23 protein-coding genes are annotated in these 23,051 nt (G+C 61.7%); 13 read left to right on the top strand and 10 right to left on the bottom strand.

Annotated elements, in window-relative coordinates; genetic code table 11:
- Positions 1-24: 24 nt before the first annotated feature.
- The 5 genes from NKF26_RS14925 to NKF26_RS14905 all read left to right on the top strand — a co-directional run bounded on the left by NKF26_RS14925 (position 25) and on the right by NKF26_RS14905 (position 5,253).
- Positions 25-828, top strand: a complete 804-nt coding sequence (locus tag NKF26_RS14925; protein WP_253234525.1) for a sugar phosphate isomerase/epimerase — start codon at positions 25-27, stop codon at positions 826-828.
- 69 nt (positions 829-897) lie between these two features.
- On the top strand, positions 898-1,596 hold the full coding sequence (locus tag NKF26_RS14920) for a PIG-L deacetylase family protein (RefSeq protein WP_066147210.1): 699 nt from the start codon (positions 898-900) through the stop codon (positions 1,594-1,596).
- A 316-nt stretch (positions 1,597-1,912) separates the two neighbouring features.
- The gene (locus NKF26_RS14915; RefSeq protein ID WP_253225874.1) at positions 1,913-3,193 is read left to right on the top strand and encodes a Cdc6/Cdc18 family protein; all 1,281 of its coding nucleotides are present in this window, start codon (positions 1,913-1,915) and stop codon (positions 3,191-3,193) included.
- 54 nt (positions 3,194-3,247) lie between these two features.
- Entirely contained in the window at positions 3,248-4,246 is a 999-nt protein-coding gene (locus tag NKF26_RS14910) for a Gfo/Idh/MocA family protein (RefSeq protein ID WP_253225873.1), read from the top strand.
- Positions 4,243-5,253: a Gfo/Idh/MocA family protein gene (locus NKF26_RS14905; RefSeq protein WP_253225872.1), complete on the top strand. Its 1,011-nt coding sequence runs from the start codon at positions 4,243-4,245 to the stop codon at positions 5,251-5,253. The genes NKF26_RS14910 and NKF26_RS14905 overlap by 4 nt, the downstream gene beginning before the upstream one ends.
- Before the next feature lie 24 nt (positions 5,254-5,277).
- Here NKF26_RS14905 and NKF26_RS24420 read toward each other — a convergent pair whose 3' ends face one another.
- The 3 genes from NKF26_RS24420 to NKF26_RS14890 form a co-directional block, all read right to left on the bottom strand.
- Positions 5,278-6,264, bottom strand: coding sequence for a Gfo/Idh/MocA family oxidoreductase (locus NKF26_RS24420; protein ID WP_253225871.1), 987 nt, complete (start codon positions 6,262-6,264; stop codon positions 5,278-5,280).
- Positions 6,261-7,259 (bottom strand): hypothetical protein, encoded by a 999-nt coding sequence (locus NKF26_RS14895; protein WP_253225870.1) that lies wholly within the window; start codon positions 7,257-7,259, stop codon positions 6,261-6,263. The genes NKF26_RS24420 and NKF26_RS14895 overlap by 4 nt, the downstream gene beginning before the upstream one ends.
- A gap of 102 nt (positions 7,260-7,361) precedes the next feature.
- Positions 7,362-8,117, bottom strand: a complete 756-nt coding sequence (locus tag NKF26_RS14890) for a sugar phosphate isomerase/epimerase (protein WP_253225869.1) — start codon at positions 8,115-8,117, stop codon at positions 7,362-7,364.
- A gap of 645 nt (positions 8,118-8,762) precedes the next feature.
- Between NKF26_RS14890 and NKF26_RS14885 the strand changes: the two genes are divergently transcribed.
- Positions 8,763-9,062, top strand: a complete 300-nt coding sequence (locus NKF26_RS14885) for a hypothetical protein (RefSeq protein WP_253234524.1) — start codon at positions 8,763-8,765, stop codon at positions 9,060-9,062.
- Here NKF26_RS14885 and NKF26_RS14880 read toward each other — a convergent pair.
- Positions 9,046-9,909: an N-acetylmuramoyl-L-alanine amidase gene (locus tag NKF26_RS14880; protein ID WP_253225867.1), complete on the bottom strand. Its 864-nt coding sequence runs from the start codon at positions 9,907-9,909 to the stop codon at positions 9,046-9,048. The two genes, NKF26_RS14885 and NKF26_RS14880, sit on opposite strands and share 17 nt — an antisense overlap.
- Before the next feature lie 57 nt (positions 9,910-9,966).
- Positions 9,967-10,761 carry a glucosaminidase domain-containing protein gene (locus NKF26_RS14875; RefSeq protein ID WP_253225866.1) on the bottom strand — a complete coding sequence of 265 codons (795 nt, stop codon included), beginning with the start codon at positions 10,759-10,761 and terminating at the stop codon, positions 9,967-9,969.
- A gap of 258 nt (positions 10,762-11,019) precedes the next feature.
- On the opposite strand from NKF26_RS14875, the gene NKF26_RS14870 reads away from it, so the two are divergent.
- A complete protein-coding gene (locus tag NKF26_RS14870; RefSeq protein WP_253225865.1) occupies positions 11,020-12,180 on the top strand; it encodes a mandelate racemase/muconate lactonizing enzyme family protein in 1,161 nt (386 codons plus the stop codon).
- A gap of 15 nt (positions 12,181-12,195) precedes the next feature.
- On the opposite strand, the gene NKF26_RS14865 is transcribed toward NKF26_RS14870, so the two are convergent.
- Entirely contained in the window at positions 12,196-12,867 is a 672-nt protein-coding gene (locus NKF26_RS14865; RefSeq protein WP_369682152.1) for a trimeric intracellular cation channel family protein, read from the bottom strand.
- Between the two features lie 153 nt (positions 12,868-13,020).
- Between NKF26_RS14865 and NKF26_RS14860 the strand changes: the two genes are divergently transcribed.
- Positions 13,021-13,449, top strand: coding sequence for a DoxX family membrane protein (locus tag NKF26_RS14860; protein ID WP_253225864.1), 429 nt, complete (start codon positions 13,021-13,023; stop codon positions 13,447-13,449).
- 114 nt (positions 13,450-13,563) lie between these two features.
- On the opposite strand, the gene NKF26_RS14855 is transcribed toward NKF26_RS14860, so the two are convergent.
- Positions 13,564-14,739, bottom strand: coding sequence for a cytochrome P450 (locus tag NKF26_RS14855; protein WP_253234523.1), 1,176 nt, complete (start codon positions 14,737-14,739; stop codon positions 13,564-13,566).
- Positions 14,740-15,092: 353 nt separating this feature from the next.
- On the opposite strand from NKF26_RS14855, the gene NKF26_RS14850 reads away from it, so the two are divergent.
- Both NKF26_RS14850 and NKF26_RS14845 read left to right on the top strand, forming a co-directional pair.
- Positions 15,093-15,695, top strand: coding sequence for a TetR/AcrR family transcriptional regulator (locus NKF26_RS14850; RefSeq protein ID WP_253234522.1), 603 nt, complete (start codon positions 15,093-15,095; stop codon positions 15,693-15,695).
- A 161-nt stretch (positions 15,696-15,856) separates the two neighbouring features.
- Positions 15,857-16,966, top strand: coding sequence for a cytochrome P450 (locus NKF26_RS14845; RefSeq protein WP_256487371.1), 1,110 nt, complete (start codon positions 15,857-15,859; stop codon positions 16,964-16,966).
- A gap of 90 nt (positions 16,967-17,056) precedes the next feature.
- On the opposite strand, the gene NKF26_RS14840 is transcribed toward NKF26_RS14845, so the two are convergent.
- Entirely contained in the window at positions 17,057-17,386 is a 330-nt protein-coding gene (locus tag NKF26_RS14840; protein ID WP_253225860.1) for a thiamine-binding protein, read from the bottom strand.
- 231 nt (positions 17,387-17,617) lie between these two features.
- On the opposite strand from NKF26_RS14840, the gene NKF26_RS14835 reads away from it, so the two are divergent.
- Complete coding sequence (locus NKF26_RS14835; protein WP_253225859.1) at positions 17,618-19,222, top strand: Na+/H+ antiporter NhaC family protein; 1,605 nt, start codon at positions 17,618-17,620, stop codon at positions 19,220-19,222.
- Between the two features lie 87 nt (positions 19,223-19,309).
- Positions 19,310-20,233 (top strand): NAD(P)-dependent oxidoreductase, encoded by a 924-nt coding sequence (locus NKF26_RS14830; RefSeq protein ID WP_256487370.1) that lies wholly within the window; start codon positions 19,310-19,312, stop codon positions 20,231-20,233.
- A 94-nt stretch (positions 20,234-20,327) separates the two neighbouring features.
- Here the strand turns inward: NKF26_RS14830 and NKF26_RS14825 are convergent, their stop codons facing one another.
- On the bottom strand, positions 20,328-21,155 hold the full coding sequence (locus NKF26_RS14825) for a DUF6159 family protein (protein WP_253225857.1): 828 nt from the start codon (positions 21,153-21,155) through the stop codon (positions 20,328-20,330).
- Between the two features lie 138 nt (positions 21,156-21,293).
- Between NKF26_RS14825 and NKF26_RS14820 the strand changes: the two genes are divergently transcribed.
- On the top strand, positions 21,294-21,659 hold the full coding sequence (locus NKF26_RS14820; protein WP_066147181.1) for a methylglyoxal synthase: 366 nt from the start codon (positions 21,294-21,296) through the stop codon (positions 21,657-21,659).
- A 39-nt stretch (positions 21,660-21,698) separates the two neighbouring features.
- Here NKF26_RS14820 and NKF26_RS14815 read toward each other — a convergent pair whose 3' ends face one another.
- Positions 21,699-23,042 carry a glutamine synthetase family protein gene (locus tag NKF26_RS14815; RefSeq protein WP_253234520.1) on the bottom strand — a complete coding sequence of 448 codons (1,344 nt, stop codon included), beginning with the start codon at positions 23,040-23,042 and terminating at the stop codon, positions 21,699-21,701.
- Positions 23,043-23,051: the final 9 nt, after the last annotated feature.

The raw sequence follows: 23,051 nt of genomic DNA, 5'->3' as shown, positions 1-23,051 counted from the left end.
ACCGCAAACGAGAGGCTAGGAGTGATGCGGTTTGCACTCAATCAGATGGGGTTCCCCGAGGAGGGGTTGCTGGAAAACGCACGACTCCTCGCGGACGCCGGATACGACGGTATCGAACCGAACCTCACGGCCGACGGTCCGCTGTGGGACGACGAGTTCGTGGAGGAATTGGCCGACGAACTGGAGCGACTCGGACTCGACGTTCCGGCGATTTCGACCACGCTTCACTGGGAGCGCCGGTTGTCCGCCGCGGACGACGAAACGCGCACCGCGGGTCTCGAAGCGGGCGAGCGAATGCTCGAAGTCGCCGAGGAACTCGGTGCGGGTGCGGTGCTCATCGTCCCGGCAGTCGTTGACGAGCGGACGCCCTACGACGAGGCGTACGACCGCGCGCTCGACTCGGTTCGGGCGTTGGCGGCGAGCGGTGCCGACCGCGGCGTGACGGTCTGTGTCGAAAACGTGTGGAACGACTTTCTGCTGTCCCCGCTGGAGTTCGCTCGGTTCGTCGAGGCGGCGTCCGACGCCGGACCGGTGGGCGCGTACTTCGACGTCGGGAACGTCAAGCGGTTCGGCTATCCGGCCCAGTGGATTCGGATCCTCGGGGAGCACGTCGAGCGGGTTCACGTCAAGGACTATCGGACGGATATCGACACGATGGAAGGGTTCACCTATCCGCTGGAGGGTGATATCGACTGGACCGCGGTCGACGAGACGTTGGCGGAAATCGGCTACGACGGGTGGATAACGGCGGAGGTGTCCCCGTATCGGACCGCACCCGAGCGACTGCCGCCCCGGTTGCGCGCGGACCTCGAGCACCTCTTTTCGTAGCAGATCACCTCTTTTCGTAGCACACCGGCGACACAATATTTATTACCCGCTTGGAGTAGGTTCGTGTGTATGCATCTCGTAGCAGTAGTTGCACATCCGGACGATGCCGACATCTTCTGTGGCGGTACCCTCGCAAAGCACGCCGAACGCGGCGACGACGTGACCGTCGTCTACATGACGCGCGGCGAGTACGGCGGGTTCGACACCACCGAGTCGGCCGTCGCCGCGACTCGTGAGAAGGAAGCCGAGGCGGCGGCGGAGACGCTCGGCGCGGAAACGGCGTTCCTCGGCTTCGAAGACGGTCGAATCACGTACTCGATGGAAAACAGGCTCCGACTCGTCGAAGCGCTCCGCGAGCACCGGCCCGACGTCGTTCTCACGCATTTCAGCGACGACATGCATCCGGACCATCGAGCCACCTCGCGGTTGGTGACGGACGCGTACTACATGGCCGCACTGCCGCTGTTGGAAACGGACGACGAACCATGGGAACCCGACAACGTCTACTACTTCGGCAAGGCGACGTCGTCGTTCGAACCGGAGGTGTACATCGACATCAGCGAACAGCAATCGACCAAGGAGGAGGCCATCCTCGAACACGAATCACAGGTCGAGTGGTTGAACGAACACGGCGGCGTCGATTCCGAGTTCGAGGACATACTGGCGGATGTGAGGGCGCAAGCGCGCGTTCTCGGACGGACGCGCGGCGCAGGGTTCGCCGAGGGATTCGTCCCGCTACACGAGCGGGCGTCCGAGTTCCTCGACTGATACCGACCGCATCTTTTCGTCGTGAAGGAAAACGAGTCGACGGTGAGTCTCGCCGCCGGGACGGACCTCGAGTACGAATCCAAACTGACAGATCAGGGGTGTGAAAGACACACATACCATTACAGGAATATGGTCGTAATGGAATACAGGTGAAACGAGGGGGGAGGGGGCTGTGGAGGCGGGCAAAAAACCGTACGGAAGTCGGCCCCGTCGCACGAATCGAGGCCGACGGCCGGGACGACATCCCTCGAAATTCCAAAATTCAACGGTCGATTTCCCCGACGAATTTATGAGGAAGTAGCCGCAGTACTGTGTCATGACACGGCGTGACATCCCACCGGAGAACGCGGACGCCCTCGACGGAGTGTTTCGGTTACAGGAGGACGTTTTCGCCAGAAAGGGCCTTCTCGAAATCGGATACGCGCCGGAGCCACGGCACATCGTAGCCCGCAACGAGGAGATCAGACGCCTCGCGACCGCGTTGAATCCCGCCATCGGCGGGGGTGCGCCGAACAACACGTTCCTGTACGGAAAGACGGGGACTGGAAAGTCCCTCTGTGCCCGATACGCGACGGGTCGTATCGTGGATGCCTCGAGGGAGAACGGGGTTTCCATCGCCCGTGCAACCATCGACTGTTCGCAGGAGGACACCGAGACGCGCGCGGTCAGGGCGCTCGCTCGGGAGATAAACGACCCGGACGAAACGGGCATTGACGTTCCCGAGACCGGCTTCGGACGGTCGCGGTACTATCGTCTGCTCTGGGACGTCCTCGATTCGCGATACGACGTCGCGCTCGTGGTACTGGACGAGATAGACCGACTCGAAAACGACGAACTGCTCCTGCAGTTGTCGCGCGCCGAGGAAACCGGGAAGCTCTCCCGTTGTTCGGTGGGTATCGTCGGAATCAGTAACAAGGTGCGATACCGCGAACGATTGCAGGAACGCGTCAAGAGTAGCCTGCAGGAACGTGAGATCATATTCGCCCCGTACAGTCGGGATGACCTCCGTGAAATCATTCGAAGCCGCTCCGAGGCGTTCCGTCGTGGGGTGCTTTCGGACGAGGTGCTCTCGACCTGTGCGTCGCTCGCGTCGGAGGAACACGGCGACGCACGGAAGGCCATCAATCTGATCCGTCACGCCGGGGAACTCGCGGTCGGGGAGGAGTCCGAAACCATCACCATCGACCACGTCCAAAGCGCCGACACGCTCGCCGAGCGCGACCGGTTCCAAACGCTGTTCACTGGGGCGACGGCCCAACAGAAGGCGACACTCCTCGCCATCGTCTCGCTGGCTCTCGTCGAGCGGTCGCGGACGTTCAAGACGACGGACGTGTACGCGGCCTACGAGGACGTCTGTGCCGACGCCGGTCTCACGGTCCTCTCGAAGCGGCGCGTCCACGACCTGCTCCGGGAGTGGGAGTTCCTCGAAGTGCTCGATATCACGCGAACCGGGGACGGACGCGCTCGGGGCAGTTACCTGCGTCTGCACCTCATCGAAGACCCGTCCGTCATCCGGCCGGTGTTCGACGAGAGCAGTCGGTTCGCCGGGGTCGGTCCGACATCGGGAGCGACCGCGACGACGTGGTCGAACATCTGAAATTTATCCGGGGCGACAGAAGGTTTAAGACCACTACTTCCACAGTATAGAATGATGGAACGAATCGGATTAGTGGGAACTGGATTCATGGGCACGACACATGCTAACAGTTATCAGGAGATAGACGGGGCGGAGATCGCGGCCGTCGCGTCGCTCGACGAGGAGCGTTTCACGTTCGCCGAGAAGCAGACGGCGAACGCCGACGTGTACAGGGACGCGGCGGAGATGATGAGCGACGCCGACATCACGGCCGTCGATATCTGCACGCCGACGCCGACACACCGGCCACTCGTCGAGGCTGCCGCCGAGTGCGGTCTCGACGTGTTCTGCGAGAAACCGCTCGCCCGAACGACGACGGATGCGGACGCCATCGTCGAGGCGGTGACCGACGCGGATATCACCTTCATGACGGGGCACGTGCTGCGGTACTTCCCAGAATACGTCGAAGCCAAGCGCCGTATCGACGCCGGAGATGTCGGTTCGCTGGGAACGCTTCACACCGAGCGGCTCTCCTCGCCGCCGCGATACGGCACCAACTCGTGGTTCGGCGATACCGAGCAAAGCGGGGGTGTCCTCCTCGACATGGCGATTCACGACTTCGATTATCTCCGCTGGATTGCCGGTGACGTGGACCGTGTCTTCGCCCGAACGGCGTCGTGGAACGACGGCCACCTGAACCAACACTCGTCGGTGACGCTGCGGTTCGAGAACGGCGTCGTCGGCCACGTCGAAGCATCGTGGGGCTATCCTGAGGGGACGCCGTTCACCACGAGCTACGAGTTCGCGGGCGACGAGGGGCTGTTGGAGTTCGATTCACGCGACGAGAACTCCGTCCGCGTCTCCGGCGGTGCCGAGGGAACCAACGCGCCGTCCAGTCCGCTGGCGACGAGCCCGTACACGCTGGAACTCGAACACTTCGTCGATTGTGTGAGCAACGGCACCGAGCCGGACATCTCGCCCGACGACGCCCGTCAAGCCGTCAGAATCGCCCTCGCCGCCATCGAATCGAGCGAGCGCGGTGAAGCCGTTTCCCCCGCGGAGGTGCACACATGACCGTCCGCATCGGCATCTGTTCGACGGCCCACCTCCACGCCGACTCGTACGCCGCCTGTCTGAACGACCTCTCGGACGCCGAACTGGTCGGCGTCACGGAGACCGGCGACGGGGTCACCGCGACCCGCGCGAAAGCCGACGAGTACGACGTCGAGTTCATGGAGCCGACCGAACTGCTGGCCTCGGTGGACGGCGTCATCGTCTGTTCGACGAATATGGACCACGCGACGTGGGTGCAGGACGCCGCCGCGGCGGGCGTCGATATCCTCTGTGAGAAGCCGCTCGCGCCGACCGTCTCCGAGGCGCGCGAAATCGTGAGCGTGTGTGAGACCGCGGGTGTGAACCTCGGCGTCGCCATGCCGCTCCGGTTCAACCAGCCGGTACGAAACGCGAAGACGGCGCTCGAAAACGGCGTCCTCGGCACCCTCCAGTTCCTGAGCGGGACGAACCGCGGCCAGATGCCCGGCGGCTGGTTCGTCGATCCGGAGGCCTCCGGCGGCGGGGCGACGACCGACCACTCGGTTCACATCGTGGACATCGTTCGGTGGCTCACCGGTGAGGAGGTGAGCGAAGTGTACGCCGAAATCGGAACGCGATTCCACGATATCCCGGTGGAGGACGTGAACCTGCTGTCGATGAAGCTCACCGACGGGACGGAGTTCGTCCTCGACGGCTCCTGGAGCAAACCCGACGAGTGGGATTTCTGGGGCGACGCGACGCTCAGGCTCGTCGGTACGGAAGGAGTCGTCTCCATCGACTGCTTCGACCAGAAGATAAAGCAGACGCGCGATACCGACGATGCCGGTATTCGGTCGCTGTACTGGGGGTCGAACCCGGACGAGGGACTCGTGGCCGATTTCGTCGAGAGCGTCGCGGAGAACCGACCGCCGCTCAAAACCGGTGCGGACGCCGTACGCGACGTCGCCGTCGTGGAAGCCGCGTACGAATCCGCGAAACGGGGCGAGTCCGTCGCGGTCGAGACGACCGAGACGGCCGCGTTGGACTGATCGCGACTCGCTTTCGCTTCGTCGTCAGTACCCGACTTCGACCGATTCGTCCCGCTCGATGGATTCGTAGGCCGCTTCCATAACGGCGGTCGTCTTGACGGCTTCGTCCATCGGCGTCACGGGCTCCCGGCCGGTACGAATCGCCTCGACGAAGTCGTTCAGGAGTTCGTTGTTCGGGTCGGCACCCCAGTACAGGGTTTCGTTGTGGTTGCCGTGATTTGTATCGCAGATACTGGTATATCGCTGGCCGAAACAGTCGGCCGAGAGGGTTCCGTTCGACCCGACGAGTTCGACCTCCGCGTCACCCCAAAACGAACTTTCCTGTGGGGTGCTCCAGGACCCGTCGAGGACGAACGGCGCGCCGTTCGACAGTTCCATCGACAGCAGGTTCACGTCTTCGACGGCGATGTCGTAGAATCTGGTATCCATCTCGGCGTACACCTCGGTGACTTCCTCGCCGGTGAGCCACCGAACGATGTCCACGATGTGGTCGGTGTGGTCGGCGGCCGCGCCACCGCCCGCGAGGTCCGGGTTGACGAACCAACCGCCGGGCATTCGACCGCGATTGATGCCCGAGACGGCGACGAGATCGCCGAGTTCACCCGCCTCGTACCGTTCCTTCAGCCGTCGCATCGGGCGGCTACATCGGATCGGCATGGCCATCCCGGCGACCACGTCGCTTTCCGCGCACCGGTCCCGAATCGCAGCGGCGTCCGAGACCGACGTGGCGAGGGGTTTCTCACAGAGGATCGCCACGTCGTACTGGAGCGCGAGGTCGATGAGTTCGCCGTGACGGGAGGTCGGCGAACAGAGAACGATCCCGTCGGTTTCCCCCATCAACTGGTGCTGTGACAGCACGGACGTTCCGACCGCGTTGGCCTGTCGGCGCGCACGTTCGCGGTTTTCGTCGGAGATACCGACGAGTTCGACCCCCTGAAGCTGTGAGATGAGGGACGCGTACACTCCGGAGTTGACGTGGGCCGTCGAACAGATGCCGAGTCGAATCGTCACGTGTCGTCCCCCGTGAGCGTGACCGGTTTCCCGCGGTCCGCCGACCGGCGGGTGGCGGCCGCAATCCGTGTCGCAGCGCGGTCGGAGACGGTTTCGGGGTGCCGTTTCTCGCCGCGAACCGAATCCACGAACGTTCGGAGCGAGCGACCGCGGCAATCGTCTTCGATGGGATCGACGGTGAGACACCGCCTTCCGTCCGAGAGTGCGGTAGATGCATCGCGCTCGTGGAAGTCGAGCCGACCGTGATTGCCGCTGTACTCGACGTGGAGTCGTGGGGCGGGAGCGTCGTCCCGTCCCCACGTCGTTTCGACAGTCGCTCGGCCGCCACCCCGAAAGGTCAGGAGCGCGTGCGCGTGAGCGTATCCCTCCCGGGACCGAGTGCGAACGAAGACCCGCTCGACGGCGTCGAACGTCCAGTCCAAGACGTCGAAGTCGTGGGCGAGAACCTCACAGAGCACGTCTTCGACGGGATTTTCGCGTTGCACACCGGCATACGAGACGTTCCAACCGGGACCGTCGAACGGTGCGGTTCGCTTGATTCGAGCGACGCCGATCGTTCCGATGCTCCCCGTTTCGACGCCCGCTCGGAGTCGGTCGTACAGCCGGGAGAAGCGATGTGGGGAACGGACGAGAACCCATCCGGTTCCGGTCGATGCGCGCGAAACGAGCCGTTCGGTCGCCGCGTCGTCGAGCGAGAGCGGCGGGTCACACCGAACCGGGACGTCGGCGGAAAGCGCGGTATCTATCGTGTCGGTACGTCCGACGCCCGACCCGCAGATATCGACGCCGTGAGCGCCGACCGTATCGAGTGCGGTTGCCAGCGAGTCGTATCGTGGCGCGTCGATTCCGTCGAGGGGGTCGGTGCCGGAGTCGGAATCTGTGCCGGAGTCGGAGTCGAGAACGACCCCGGCGACGGTCGTATCCTCGAAGCGAGCGTATCGCTCGGCATGTGCTCGTATCGAGCCGTTCCTTCCGACGAGGACGATGCGTCGCATATGGCTACGTCCTACCGCGTTGTGATAAGGATTTGGACGGGGGAAAGTCCAAACTGACGAACGACGAAATGCACGTCCGCGGTATCGAATCGCGCCGGACGATTACGCGCTATCGAGCAGTTCACCGACGCGAATCGCGCTCGATTCCAACGTTGCTGCGGGGTTCTCCGTCAACCCGTTTTCGTGGATGAGCCACTCGGCACCGGTATCGTCGGCCGCCCGAACACACGCATCGAGGTCGAGGACACCCTCCCCGAGATCGACGTGCAGCGTGCCATCGTCGCCGGGAACCGTGTCGGTTAGGTGGACGAGCGAGATGTCGTCGGCGTATCGATCGAGATACGAAAGCGGGTCGACGCCGCCGAACCGAGCGAGTCCGACGTCGAACTCCAGTTCGAGGCTGTCGCTTTTCCGCGCGACGAACTCGTCGTACGCGGTGGCGGAGTCGCCCTCGATCGCCTCGAACTCGTACGCGTGGTTGTGGTAGGACAGTCGGAAGCCGTCGTCCGCGAGTCGGTCGGCGAGTTCCGAGAGGTGGTTCGCGGTCTCGGCGATGGCCGAGGTGGAATCGAAACCGTCCGTTCCGTACGACGGGACGACGATTCGGTCACAGCCGACCGTCCCGTACTCCGAGACAACGGTGTCGTACTCCGACTCCAACGCGTCCAAGCCGACGTGCGCACCGACCGGTTCGAGGCCGGAGTCGTCGAGTGCCGTGGCGATGGTTTCCGGTGACTGGTCGTGGAACCCGGCGAATTCGACACCGTCGTACGTCGTCTCGGAGACGCGGGAGATGGTTTTCGTGAGCGGTTCGTCGAGGTCACGGAGCGTGTAGAGTTGAATCGCTGGACGGATCATTCAGCGTGCCATCCGTGGGCACGCCTCATAATCGTATCGACAACACGTGGACGAAATAACGGTCGAACCATCGGGAACCGAACAACCGCGAATAATCGGACGAGAGGCAAAGCAGGTGAGAAAGGTAGAATAGGTAGGATAGGTAGGACAGGTGAGCAAGAGAGGATAGGAATAATATCTGGGATAGGCGAGGTAGAACAGATGAAATGTGGAGGATAGATAAAATAGATGGAGCCGTTGGGATAGCTGAAATCGATAAAATAGGTTGGATAGGTAGAATAGGTAGCACAGGTAGAGTAGGCCACATGAGATAGGTGGGGAAGGGGAGATAGGAACGAGAGCCGAGATAGACAGAATAGTCGGAATAGGTAGTTTGCGTAGAATAGTACCAATAGGTGAAACAGGGAAGAGAAGACACGGGGGATGGATGACACGCGAGGAGTCAATGACATCACGGTATCGGAAGTATAGGAGGGGTAGACGGGATGAGGCATTGGAATAGGTAGGATAGGTTGGAGAGGCATCAGATGAGACAGTGAAGGAGAACACAGCGGAATGGCAAGGGATGGACAAACGAAATGAGGGTGAAGAGAAGAAGAGGTGGGCCAATTAGGATAGTTGGGATAGGTAGTCAAGGTACAATAGGTGATGCAGGTGGTGACAAAGAGGGAGGAAAGCGCAGGTCGAGAGAAGGATGGATGGGGGAACGTAGCTGGAGTAGCTAAAATAGGTGAAAGAGGTAGGAGAGGTGGTAAAGGTGGACAAGGTGAGCGAGGTGAGATAAAAGAGATAAAAACGGTAGAAATTATAGCTGAGGCACCTATTGCACGGGAGGGTGTCGTTTCCAATGGACGAAGGATGTCGATAAGTGTGATCTTCGACGACGGTCGCAAAAATCAGCGAACTCCGGGTTTTTCGCGGGACGATTTTACAGGAGACTCATAAAGTAGTCCCACTCCCACCCGCTGCCTGGGTCGGTGTGATGGCTTGCGCCACCGCCGACGCTGGGGTTGTCGGGGTCGGGAACCTGTTCGTGGCCGATGATACCCGATCCGTTGGCCGGATCCGCCGGAGCGACACCCGTCGGATGGGATTTCGGAATGCCGTACTCCTCACACGCCCAACTCACGATGGAGGCGAGGTTTTGATACAGTTGGTCGGGATGACTTTCGGACGCGTAGCCCTCGTTTTCGAAGTTGAGGCCTGCGCTGTTGTAATCGTAGTTCCCGGCGGCGTAGGAGATGTCGTCGTCGTACACCATCTGGGTGATCTGTCCCGAACTGTTGCCGACGACGTAGTGGGCACTCACGCCGGAATCCGGATCGTTGAACACGCTGATGCCACCCTCGTACGATCCTTGGATAGTGTGGATGATGATCCAGTTGATGTCGCTCGCCGTTCGGTTCGCCGCCGCGTAGTTGCCCGACGCGGCTTGGTCGAACGTCACCGATGGTTTGGAACCACCGCTACCACCGCCCCCGGTGGACGTGAGGTAGCGTTCGACCGACCAGCCCCACACGTCGCGGTCGAGCCAGTGGACGCCCCACCAGGTGTACCCGTCCTTGTCGGTGGGACCGTTCATGATCTCGCCGACCTCGCCGTCGTTCACGGTGGCGACGATGGTCTGATCGGTTCCTGGTTGTTCTCGGGTGTTCAATGCAGTCGTCGCTTCGACCTCTTCGCCGTCGCTGAATGCGGCCGCCGAACCACTCAGTGCGATTGGGATGCCGATGCCTGCCGCGCCGGTGCCGAGGGTCTTGATCGCGGATCGTCGATCGAGTTTTCGTGTCATTGTTATCGTTGTTGCCGTTGTTGCCGTTGTTGGATGAGAACCGGTGAGTTGTGAGTACTATGCGTCGGTGAGGTAGCGTTCGACCGACCAGCCCCAGACGCCGCGGTCGAGCCAGTGGACACCCCACCAGGTATAGCCGTCCTTGTCGATGGGACCGTTCATGATTTCACCGACCTCGCCCGCCGAAATCGTGGCGACGACGGTCTGGTCCGTACCGGGCTGTTCTCGGGTGTGCAACGCCGTCGTCGGTGCCACCTGATCACCGTCGGCGAAGCCGCCGCTTCCGCCGTCGCCGCCCGAGGGAAGTTCGGCGGCGATGTCGTTCATGATGTCTGCGATCTTCTCCGCCCACTGGTCGTCCGACGCGTAGTGGACGTTCATCCCGCGCAGCGTCGAACCTTCGTAGTACGTCCCGTCTGTGGAGAGGTACTCCTCGTCGACGTACGCCATCACTTGGCGGACACACTGTTCGAACGACGCGTATCCGTCAGCACACTCCGCCGGACAGATGTCCCGCGCGTCGAAACCGTAGATGTTGTTCTTCTCCTGTGCGATGTTGCTCCGCCCCCACGCTGATTCGAGCGCTGCGTGGGCCGCCATGTACACCGCGTTGATGTTTCGATTGTTCTGGACGTTGACCCACGTGTCGCCAAGCCCGACGAGCGGACTCCCCGGCGACACCGAATCGACCGCCGAGTCGAGTTGGCTACCGGAGATTCCGACGGTCTGCCGAAGGTCGCTGTCTATCGTGTAGGACGCGGCAGTCGTCGTGCCGCTGAACGCCAGACCGCTCACCGTGGTGAGTCCGGCGACACTCGCACCTTTCAGGAACCGCCGTCGATTGGGTTTCATGATCCAGCTGTGATTCGAAGTCCGAAATTAATTAAATTAACGGCTGTTAGCTATATATTAATATGTTTTCCATACTTGTCGACGCCTAGTTCGATGATGCGGATTTATCATCACCGGCTATGAGAGATATTCTATGGCATACCAGTATCCGAATACGGAATGTGTCGGTTGGACCGTCACGTCCTCGAAAGCGGGGCACGGTAATGATGCATCTAGAAGCGAATTTTCACAGACTCACGCGGTGATGATTTCCTCTCCATGAAGATCACGGATATCGAAGCGGTCGCCGTCAACGTCCCGCTCGTCCCGTTCGAAGACGGTGGCATCGGACCCTACGTCACGAATCACAACTCGCTGACGGACATGGACCGCGTCCTCGTTCGGGTGGACACCGACGAGGGAATTTCCGGATGGGGAGAGGTTCGCGTGTTCCTCACGCCGGAAGCGACCGTCGCCATAATCGAGGAGGGAATTCGCCCGCTCGTCGTCGGCCAGTCCCCGTTCGAACTGGAAAAACTCCGGCGACAGGTGTTCATCGAGTACGCCAACGCCGACCCGTTTTTCGCACCAGTCGAAGTCGCCTGTTGGGACATCGTCGGCAAGTCGCTCGAAAAACCGATTTACGAACTGCTCGGCGGGTGGACGGCACCGAACCAGACGGAGACGAGACACCGGGAACATCAGGGGGAGTACGGGGAGGATCACGAGGTTGAAATCGCGTACTGTCTCGGAATCCTGTCGCCCGAGCAGTCCCGTGAACGCGCCGCCGCCGTGCACGACGAGGGATACTCCGTGCTGAAGACGAAAGCCGGGCGGGACTGGAAGGAGGACGTCGCCCGTATCGAGGCGATGCACGATGCGGTCGATGGCGAACTGGAGTTCCGTCTCGACCCCAATCAGGGGTGGACCACCGACCAAGCGATCCGCGTCGGTTCGATGCTCGCCGACGCCGGGATCTATCTCCAGTACATGGAACAACCGATTCGAGTCGATGCACACGAGTCCTTGGCCGGACTGAAGCGCACCGGACAACCGATCGGGCCGAACGAGGACACCTACATTCCCCACAACCTGCGGCGACTCATCGACGCAGGGGCAATCGACGTCGCCGTGTTGGATTTGACGCCCGCTGGTGGCATAGCGGGATTGCGGCAGCAGGCGTCCATCGCCGAGGACGCCGGATTTCCGATGGCACACCACTGCGCGTTCGACCTCGGGATCAGAACGGCGGCGATTCTGCACGCGGTCTACGGAATACCGGGCTTTTCGCTCCCGCCCGATTCGGTCTACTACGGTTGGGAGGACGACGTTATCGAGGACCCGTTCGACTGTACCGGTGGCACGCTCGACGTGCCACGGGGTTCGGGTCTCGGGATCGAAATCGATTACGACAAGATCGAACGGTACCGTATCAGCTGAGGATAGCGATCGTAATTACTGGCCTTCCTTCCTCTCCACGCCAAGTATCTGCACCGTCGGAAGCGACCACCCGTACGTGACCGCCGCCACCCGCGTTCCGACGGTCACCGCGGCGCACATCGCGGCGGCGGTATTTCCGACGCCGACACCGCCGAGGGCGGTGACGAGCCAATACGTGCCGCCGCCCAACACCGCGCAACTCGCGTAGAAATCTTCGAGCAGGATGAACGGTGACCGATTCAATAGCACGTCCGCGAGCGCGCCGCCACCGACCGCGTTGATGGTCGCGATGGCAACGACACCGAAGCCCGAAACGCCGGTGTCGGTCGCCACGATGGCCCCGGTCGTGGCGAACGCGGCGAGGCCGACGGCGTCGGAGAGGAGCGTCACGGGATGATCGTCGGGGGAATCGAGCACGAGGGTCAGCCCGACCGCCAGACAGACGCCGAACACACCCAAACCGATCTCTATCGGGGACGTGAGCGCAAGCGGCACCCGATTCACGAGCACGTCGCGTGTCATCCCGCCTGCAAACGCGGTGGCGAGGCCGACGACGGTGATGCCGAACAGGTCGAACTCCTCGCGTATCGCCTTGGTCGCGCCGACCAGTGCGAAGGCGACGAGTCCGATGGTATTCATCACCGCAAACGGGCCGCCGAACAGCGTTCCGAGGATGTCCTGAACCACTGGTTTCCCGTAGCGGACTGTCCGTATTGAGCGCTCCGAATCGGTCGTTCACCTTGGGAGACTGATCGACGTGGGACGGTCGGGAACCGCGACGAAACTCGTCGTGGGTCGAAGACGGAACACTATTTTTGTCCGTCGGTCCGTACCCCCGGTATGAACGACGATGGCGATGGCGACCCGTCTCGACTCGAACGACCGCTGCTCTACGTGATGGGGCTGTTCTACACCATCGCGGGGGTGATGCATTTCGTCGTCCCGAAGGCGTACGCTCGAATCGTGCCGCCACAGTTCCCGAACCCTGTCGCGCTGGTGTATCTCTCCGGAATCGCGGAAATCGTCCTCGGAATCGGCGTGATGATTCGACGAACGCGTCGCCTCTCCGCGTGGGGAATCATCGCACTGCTGGTCGCCGTGTTCCCGGCGAACGTTCACATGGCGATGAGCGGCGAACTCCCCGATGCGGTTCCGGACTGGGCCGAGGACATCGCTCGGATCGGGGTGTGGGTCCGCCTCCCGCTTCAGGGCGTTCTCGTCCTCTGGGCGTGGTGGTACACGCGCACGACGCCCGAGACAACCGAATGACGAACGGGCTATGACCAACGGGGTAACGCCGTTCGAACCGCATAGCCGGTTTCGTCCGCTCGGTTGGTGGTTATCGACCGTTTCGACGGAACGAACCGATGGCGCAAGTGTGGTTCAAGTATAGAACTTCATCGGGAGGCGGTCGAATCCGTAACTGACCGGTGAGGTCACCGGGTCGACCGACTCCGAGAGGACTTCGATATCCTCGACGTGGTCGGTGACGGCATCGAGAATGATGTTCCCCTCCAATTTCGCGAGCGGGGCACCCAGACAGTGGTGCGGTCCGAACCCGAACGCGATGTGCCGATTCGCTCGCCGCTCCGGGCGGAACTCCTCGGGGTCGTCGAACACCGCCGAATCGCGGTTCGCGGATCCGATCCACGAGGTTATCTGCTCTCCTGCGGGAATGACCGTCCCGCTCAACTCCACCTCCTCCGTCGTCACCCGCCCGGAGAGCGATTGCACGGGGCCGCGATACCGGAGGACCTCCTCGAACGTCATCTTCGGATCGATCGCCCCGTCACGCAGGTCCGCGTAGTACCCTTCCTCGTCGAGCGTCCACAGCGCGTTGCCGACGGCGTGTGTCGTCGTCGAGTGACCGGCCAGGAAGAGGAAGATGCAGAACGAGACCTGTTCCTCCTTGGAAAGGGGTACGTCGTGCGAGTCGGTATCCGTGATAACCGAGATGAGGTCGTCTCCGCCCGTCACTCGACGCTCCTCGATGAGTTCCCCGAAGTACTCGCGCACTTCCGCGAACAGCTTTTGTGGGTCCCCCTTCGCCCCCTCCATCGCACCGGTCCATCGTTTGATGATGTCCCACTGGTCGGCCGGGATTCCGAGCAGACGGGAGATGGTACGCGCCGTGACGGGTGCGGTGAGTTCCGAGATTACGTCGATGTCGGGACCGCTGGCGAGCGCCTCGTCGAGTTGGTCGTCGGCGATGGCTCGAATCGACGGGCGGAGGGATTCGAGGTTCCCCGGACGAAAGTACTCGTCGACGATGCCACGGATGCGGCTGTGTTCGGGTGGATTCTCGTCCACCAGAACCGTACCGAGGGAGCCGAACGGGTCGAAATCCGACAGTTCCGCGGAGGAGAAGGTTTCGTAGTCCGAGAGCACGCGTTTGACGTCGTCGTAGCCGAATACGTCCCACCGCTCGCGCTCTTCGTCGTACCGAACGGGTTCGGTGCGACGCATCGTCTCGTACCACGGGAACGGGTCCATCCGTCGCTCGGACGGTTCGAGTCCTTTCGGAAGTCGCCTGTCGAGTTCGGGGTTCTGATTCGCCATAACTTGCTTAACGACCGTTCAGTAAAAGTCCTTTTGGTGGCCGATAGTCCTTCTAGCAGTCTCGAAATCAGAAGACCCTCGTGCCAGTATCAGTTCAACGAAACGTTTTTGCCACCAACTACCCATTCGGCGGATAGGGAAACAGTGATCTCCGGAAGTCCACCGTTCCGCGACATGTGGGCTGCTCGGAGTGTATCGTGGCAGTTTATCCGACGACGACATCGATATGCGTCCATACGGGGGAGACGGTGCGGGGACGTCCGTACGAGACCCTCCCGGTGGCCAACCGTCGCTTTCCGCGTGAAAATTCCGGTTCCGAATCACCCCGCACCGACAGCAACGTGAACACGACAATGTCCGAAGATACGATCGGAAACAGATGGAGCGAGTCCGAAGAACAGATCATGGAGGCGACACGGAGGGCGTTACTCCAGCACGGGTATGCACAGCTCTCGATTTCCCGGATCGCCGACGAACTGAACCAATCGAAGGCCTCGTTGTACTACCACTACGATTCCAAGGAGGACCTGTTGCAGTCCTTTCTCGAATTCACGATCGATCGACTCGAAGCCAATATCGATACCGATGACGAAGCCCCCAATCGGGAGCTCGAACAGCTCGTAGAAGCGCTTCTCCCCCTCCAACTGAGTGACGAAGAGAGCCAGCACCGGGCCGTGATGGTGGAACTTCGCTCACAGGCGGTTATGAACGACAAGTTCCGCGAGCAGTTCACGGAGATAGACGGCCTGATCGTGAAACGGGTCGAGCGGATAATCGATAGGGGAATCGACGAAGGCGTGTTTCGAAACGTCGATTCCAGGCGCGTTGCGGAGCATATCTTCGCCACGACGAGCGGAGCGACGTACAACCGGGCGACGACCGACCGGAGCGCCGCGGTCGCGGCGGTTCGCGTCTCGTTGTTGTCGTACATCAACAACGAACTGATACGGGGGTGAAAACCGAAGCCCTCGGTGGGGGAGTCACCAAAAGGTCTATAATTTACCGAACGTTCAGTAAATTTGTGTCGTCATCAGATTCACCCGTAGGAAAGGGAACGCTTCCGAAAGCGATTCGCAGCCGAGAGGGACAACTGGAACCGTTCGAATGGTACGCCGAAATGCGGCGCGACTCCCCCGTTCATTTCAACGAAGAGCGACAGCGGTGGGACCTCTTCCGATATGAAGAGATAGACCGCATACTCGGCGACCACGAGGCGTTTACCTCGGATCGAAGTGTACTCGCGGACGACTCCGCGCGCGCATCGGACGAGGGTGGATCGATACTACAGACGATGATCAGCGTGGACCCGCCCGAACACGAGCGACTGCGAGGGTTCGTCAACGAACGATTCCAGCCGGGAACGTTGCGGGAGTATCGCCCCCGAATAGAGGAACTGACCGAGGAGTTGCTGGACGACATCGAGGGTGACGACCGAATCGATTTCGTCGATAGCTTCGCCGTCCCCCTGCCCGTCATCGTCATCGCCGAACTGCTCGGCATCCCGTCCGACCGACGCGACCAGTTCAAGGAGTGGTCGGATGCACTCGTCGCACGTTCCACGGACGGCACCGACATCGACCGAATCAGACGGGAGCATCGGCAGGCACAGGAAGAGATGGGTCGGTATTTCGCGGAGTTGCTGGAGGAGCGCCGAGGGGGCGACGGTGACGACCTCATCACCCTCGCAGCGACGACAGAGGAACTGACCCAGAAAGAACGGGTCGGGTTCTGCATGCTGTTGCTTCTCGCGGGTAACATCACGACGACGAACCTCCTCACGAACGCCATCTGGTGTTTGGAAGAGAAAGGGATGATGGATGCGGTCCGAACGGGAGAAATAGACCGCAAGAAGGTGATAGAGGAGGTACTCCGCTATCGGTCGCCGATCCAATCGCTGGACCGAATCGCCCTGAAGGACGTGGAACTGAACGGACAGCAGATCCAGGCCGGGGACGTCGTCACGGGATGGTTAGGTGCCGCCAACCGTGACCCGGAACTGTTCGACGACCCCGAGGAGTTCCGCCCGGAGCGACGGCCGAATCGGCACATCGCGTTCGGAAAAGGGGTTCACTACTGTCTGGGCGCGCCGCTCGCTCGACTGGAGGCGGACATCGCGCTCGAAGCGCTTCTCGACCGATTCGAAACGGTCGAAGCCGATTTGACGGAGCTGCAACCGCTGAGCGGCCTGTACGGTCTCGAATCGCTCCCGTGCTGCTGCGAGAAATAGTCGCAGGGAGGCTACCGGCAGGGAACACGGCACACTGCCTCGAACACAGTGTACCGATTCCACCGATCGTTCACGTTTTATCTGCGGTACCTATTCCGCATCGTCATCCGAATTTCGAGCCGAGCGCCCGAGATGACGTTCGACGCGCTCGACTTTCTCGCTCACGTCGAGCGTCTCCTCGCGGAAGTGGTCGATTTTGAGCGTCGTCAGCGTCCGTGACGCATCGACCGCTTCCGTGGCCGCCTGTGCGGCGGCGAACACCTCCGAGAGTTCGTCGGCTTGAATCGTCGTCTCCATCGGATGTGTCTCGTACTGAACGTCGAACTCCTCCAGTGCGTCTATCGCGTTCGCGATTTCCGCGTCGAAATCGGCGTTCGAATCGTCGAGCGGTGCGACAACCAGCATGGCCGTGACGGTCATGCCTCGACGTTCGTATTTCCGGACGATATAACCGGGTGGTCGGTGGATAGTTGGTGGTTGGTGGTTGGTGGTTGGTGGTTGTGGTTGGTGGTTGGTTGATGGATGATGGATGATAGGAGATATCCCGTCGTCACCACCGCGAGTTCCCGCTCAGCATAAAATTCAGAGAACCGGCCGGTTTATCAACATCGGCAAAAACCACTATTAACCCGTGATGTGAATGAGCATAGCATGCCATCGGATTTCGGAGCGCTATCACTGGTACCACCCGTCTTGGCCATCGTGCTCGCCGTCATCACGCGCCGGGCGATGCTGTCGCTCTTCATCGGCGTCTGGACGGGCGGCATCATCTACAGCGGAAACGTCGGCATCGCGAAAACGTTCGATTGGATAATCAACTCCATCGGGAACAGCACGTTCAACGCGAAGATCCTCGTCTTTACGATGCTCTTGGGGGCCGGAATCGCGCTCATCTGGCGGTTGGGCGGCGCGATGGCGATAACGCGGTTCGCCACGAGACGGATCGACTCCCATCGAAAAGTCGGGGTCGTGGGGTGGTTGCTCGGCCTCATCTGGAACTTCGACGACTACGCCAACAACGCCATCGTCGGCAGTTCGCTAAAGAGCATCGCCGACGAGAAGCGGATGTCGCGCGAGAAGCTAGCCTACATCCTCGATTCGACGGCCGCGCCGATGGCGACCATCGGCATCTCCAGTTGGGTCGCGTTCGAAATAGGATTGATAGCGGACCAGTACAAAAAGCTCGGAATCGCCGAACAGACCCCCACCGCGACCGCGACGTTCCTTCACAGCGTTCCGTACAACATGTACTCCATACTGGCGCTGGCGATGGTCGGCATCATCGTCATCAGCGGCCGGGATTTCGGCGAGATGCTGGACGCCGAAAACCGCGCACAGCGGACCGGCAACGTCATCCGCGACGACGCGAACCCGCTTCAGAACATCAAGGATGATCTGGGCAAACCGCTGGACGACGATGCTCCCCTTCGGACGTTCATCCTTCCCGTCTTCGCGCTCGTCGCCGTCGTCGTCGGTGGCGCGGTGATAATGGGGTACAGTCCCGGTCGGTCGACGATAGAGATGGTCAACAACACGAACATCGCCACCGCACTCGTCTGGGGGTCGTTCGCCATGGTCGCCACGGCCATCGCGTTGGCGCTCGGGGAGGGAATCATGACGCTCGACCAGACGATGGACACCATCCTCGACGGGTTCGGCACGATGCTTCCGGCGGTCAGCATCCTCGTGTTGGCGTGGTCCATCGGGTCGGTGGCGTCGGCGCTCGGGACCGGCCAGTACGTCACGCAGTACGCATCGGGAACGGTCTCGTCGACGGTGCTCCCCGTCGTCATCTTCCTCATCTCCGCCGTCATCTCCCTCGCCATCGGCACGTCGTGGGGAACGATGTCCATCATGACTCCCATCGTGATTCCGCTGGCGTGGAAAATCGGTGGCCATTCCCCCGGATTCATCGCCGTCTCGGTCGGCGCGATGTTCAGCGGTGCCATCTTCGGGGACAACTGCTCGCCCATCTCGGACACGACCGTCCTCGCATCGACGTTCGCCGGATCGGATCACATCGATCACGTTCGCACGCAGATGTACTACGCGTTCACCGTCCTCACGGCGACGGCGTTCCTTTACCTGCTGTACGGACTTACGAGCGTCGGCCCGCTCGTACTGCTCCCCATCGGCCTCGTGACGCTGATCGCACTGGTGTACGCGTTCTCCGGTTTGGACGCTTGGCGCAAGGACATCTCCCCGAAACCGGCATCGAGCCAGTCGCCGAATCGGTCCGTTACCAGCGACGACTGACCGCCCGACGACCGAACGTCGGTACCGGAAATCACCACGGGGTCGAAACCCGAAACCATCCGATTCGCCGTTACCCCCATAATTTTGCTGTCGCACACAAACCAACAAACGATGACAGGGAAGACTATCGGCTTCATCGGACTCGGAATCATGGGCAAACCAATGGCGAAGAACCTCATCGACGAGGGATACGACGTCGTCGGGTACAATCGCTCACAGGAACCGGTTGACGAACTCGTCGAGTACGGCGGTTCGGCGGGCGATTCCCCGCGCGATGTCGCGGAACGGGTCGACGTCGTCATCACGTGTCTGCCGGATTCGGCGGTCGTCGAGAAAATCGTCCGGAGCGACGACGGTATCCTCGCGGGAGTGAGCGAGGGCATGACGGTTATCGACATGTCCACGATTTCGCCGACGACGACCGAAGAACTCGCCGCAGACATCGCCGAGAAGGGCGCGAGCATGCTCGACGCGCCGATCAGCGGCGGCGAAGTCGGCGCGATCGAGGGAACGCTCTCCATCATGGCGGGCGGTGACGAGGCGGTGTTCGACGAGCAGATGGATCTCTTCGAGGTCATGGGCGAGACGGTTACCCACTGCGGGCCGAACGGCGCGGGCCAGACGACGAAGGCGTGCAATCAGATCGTCGTCTCGGCACAGATGGTCGGCGTCAGCGAAGCCCTCGTCTTCGCGGAAAAAGCGGGTGCGGACCTCGAAGCCGTGATCGACGCGATCAGCGGCGGTGCCGCGGGGTGTTGGACGCTTGACAACCGCGCATCGCAAATGATCGAGGGCAACTTCGATCCCGGCTTTTTCGCCTCGTATCAGTACAAGGACCTCCGAATCGCAACCGACGCCGGTGAGGAGTTCGGCGTCCCGCTCCCACAGACGTCGGTCGCACACGAACTGTATAAATCGATGGAGACCACGGGACGCGGCCGTGACGACAACTCCGGCGTGATGCAGGTCATCGAGGACCTCGCGGGAACGGAAGCGCGTATCGACGACTAACTGCCTCATCGACAAACAGCGAACCGTATCGACCGGTTTCTCTCGCAGTCAGCCACTCCTCGTCGTATGAGCGATGTCGATGGGAGTCGGGTGGTTACTTCGAGGGGAAGACGCTGTCCGGTTTTCGACCCGTGAACGGCCCGACCTGTTCCCCGGTCGTGGCGTACCGATAGAGTGCGGTTCGTGCGATCATGCCGACGACCTGTGAGACGACCATCGAAGCGACGAGCAACACGAAGCCGACGGTTCCGAGGGCGTACGCCAGGAGTCCGGCGGCGACGAAATACGCCCAGCCGAGACAGACGAGTCCGACCAGTGCGACCGGAAGGAACACGAGCGAAACGCCCAGCGACGCGCTGACGCTCTCGCCCCACGTGTCGCGGAACGCGGCCCCGCTTTGGCGTAACATCGGACGAAGGGCGTCCGTATCTTCGAGCACGATAACGGGGACGACGAAGAACGTCAGTAACGACCACGCGAGGTCGAAGATCAATCGTGCGAGGCTCCCGAGGGGACCGAGCTTGTCGTCGATGATGTACAGCACGGTCCCGAGCGTCGCCGCGGCCACCGACCACAGGGCGATCCGCCATCGAACTCGCCACGCGGCGGCGAGCCCTTCTCGGGCGGACGTTTCCTCGCCGTCGAAGTATTTCGCCGCACAGTGGACGACGGCGGCGTTGAAGAACACGCCGACGCTTGACGAAACGGCCAACCCGACGAACACGGCCACGTACTGAAGGAAGTCGCTTCCGAGCACGTCGCCGAGGATGCCGTAGTAGAGCAACACCCCGGCCACGGCGGCGAACGCGCTCCCGACCGAAAGAAGGCTCAGGAGCGGAAGGATCGCGAGGGAGGGATTGTCCCGGAAGACGTCGACACTGTCGTCAACGATGGAAAGTCCGCGTCGAAATCGTCCAGCCATACAATAAATATTGTATTGAGAGAATATAAGCTTTGTAGACACGACGGAGACACGTCTCGGCGACGCGTTCGTTTTCGTCGTCGCTTTCCGGTCGGGTGACGACGTAGCTTGAAGATGTTCCCGGTTGTACCGGCTCACATGCAGATTGCGCTCATCGCACACGACGAGAAGAAACCGGAGATGGTGGAGTTCGTCCGGCGGAACATCGACCAGCTTTCGACCGCCGACTGCATCTCGACCGGGACGACCGGCCAGCGAATCAACGAGGAAACCGACCTCGTCGTCGAACCGAAGGAGTCCGGTCCGCTCGGCGGGGACATGATGATCGGGGCCGCGGTCGCCGCCGGAAACTGTCACGCCGTGATATTCCTCCGAGATCCGCTGACCGCACAGCCGCACGAGCCGGACATCAACGCGCTCCTGCGAGTGTGCGACGTTCACGACGTTCCCCTCGCGACCAATCTCGCGAGCGCGAACGCCATCATCGACGAACTGGTCGCGTGAGGCCGGTCGTTCCTGGCGGGAAACGATAGGGATTGACGTTCAGTAGAGCCGCGTGTAGGTGTCCACGTCCCAATCGGTGACTGCGGTCGCCGCATCGGTCCACGTCGCGCGCTTCACCGCGACGTACGTCCGATGGAGGTCGTCGCCCATCGCGTCCGAAAGAACCGCGTCGGCTTCGAGTTCGTCGATAGCCTCGCCGAGCGACTGCGGGAGCCGTTCGATACCACGACGTTCCCGCTCCGATTCGGAGAGGCTCCCCGGATCGACGTCGAGCGGTTCTCCCGGGTCGAGGTCGCGCTCGATGCCGTCCCGCCCCGCGGCCAGGACGCCGAGGAGCGAGAGATACGGGTTCGCGGTGTTGTCGGCGGCTTTCAGTTCCAGACGAGTGGTCGCCGCGGCGTTCTCCCACTGTGCGGATGGAATACGCACCATCGCCTCCCGATTGTCGAGCCCCCACGCTGTGTACGCCGACGCCCACGAGCCCGGTTGAAGTCGCTTGTACGAGACGACCGAGGGTGCCGTCAGCGCGACGAGCGCCCTCGCGTGGGCGAGCACGCCACCGACGAACCGCTTACACGTCTCCGAAATCCCGTACGGCGACTCGTCGTCCGGGTCGTGAAACGCGTTCTCCTCCCCGTTCCAGAGGGAGAGGTGGAGATGGCACCCGCTACCCGCGTGGTCGGGAAACGGTTTCGGGGAGAACGTGGCTCTGGTATCGTGGTTTTCCGCCACCGCTTTCACCGTCTGTTTGTAGAACGCGTGGTCGTCCGCCGGAGTGAGGCCGTCGCCGGGTTCGATAGCGATCTCCTGCTGACCGGGGCTGTACTCGGGGTAGTACGTCGCCATCTCGATCCCCTGGGCCGCGAGATCATCGACGATTTCGAGGACGACGTCGTGGGCGCTCTGAATCCCGTCCGCCGTGTAACAGCCGCTTCGGTCGAACGGTTCGATTCCCGCCGCCGTTTCCCGGACGAGATACCACTCGGGTTCGAACGCGGCGCGCGACCGATATTCGAATTCGTCGAGAAAGCCGCGAAGCCGTGATCGGGGATCGATCTCCCACGGCGTCCGGTCGAGTCGATGGATGTCGCACATCATCGCCGCGGCGCGTTCGGCGTACGGGAGAGTTCGAAAGGTGTCGGGGTCCGGGACGAGTCTGACCTCCCCGACGCGCCCCAACGGCGCATCCTCGGTGGGGTAATCGAGGTCGGTGAACGCCTGTTGGGCCTGCGCGATGTTCGCGCCGGAGGCGAAAACGTCCTCGACGTTCGCCGCGTTGACGACCCGGCCCCGTTCGACGCCCGCGTTGTCGACCCAAAGCAGTCGGACGAGTTCCACGTCATCACCCGCACAGATGTCGATGACCTCCGATTCGGTGGGCATGATCCATAC

It is taken from the genome of Haladaptatus sp. AB618, from assembly GCF_024136965.1.
Classification (GTDB): Archaea; Halobacteriota; Halobacteria; order Halobacteriales; family Haladaptataceae; genus Haladaptatus.
The sequence above is the reverse complement of the archived record's forward strand: the minus strand, read 5'-3'. Positions and strand labels throughout refer to the sequence as shown.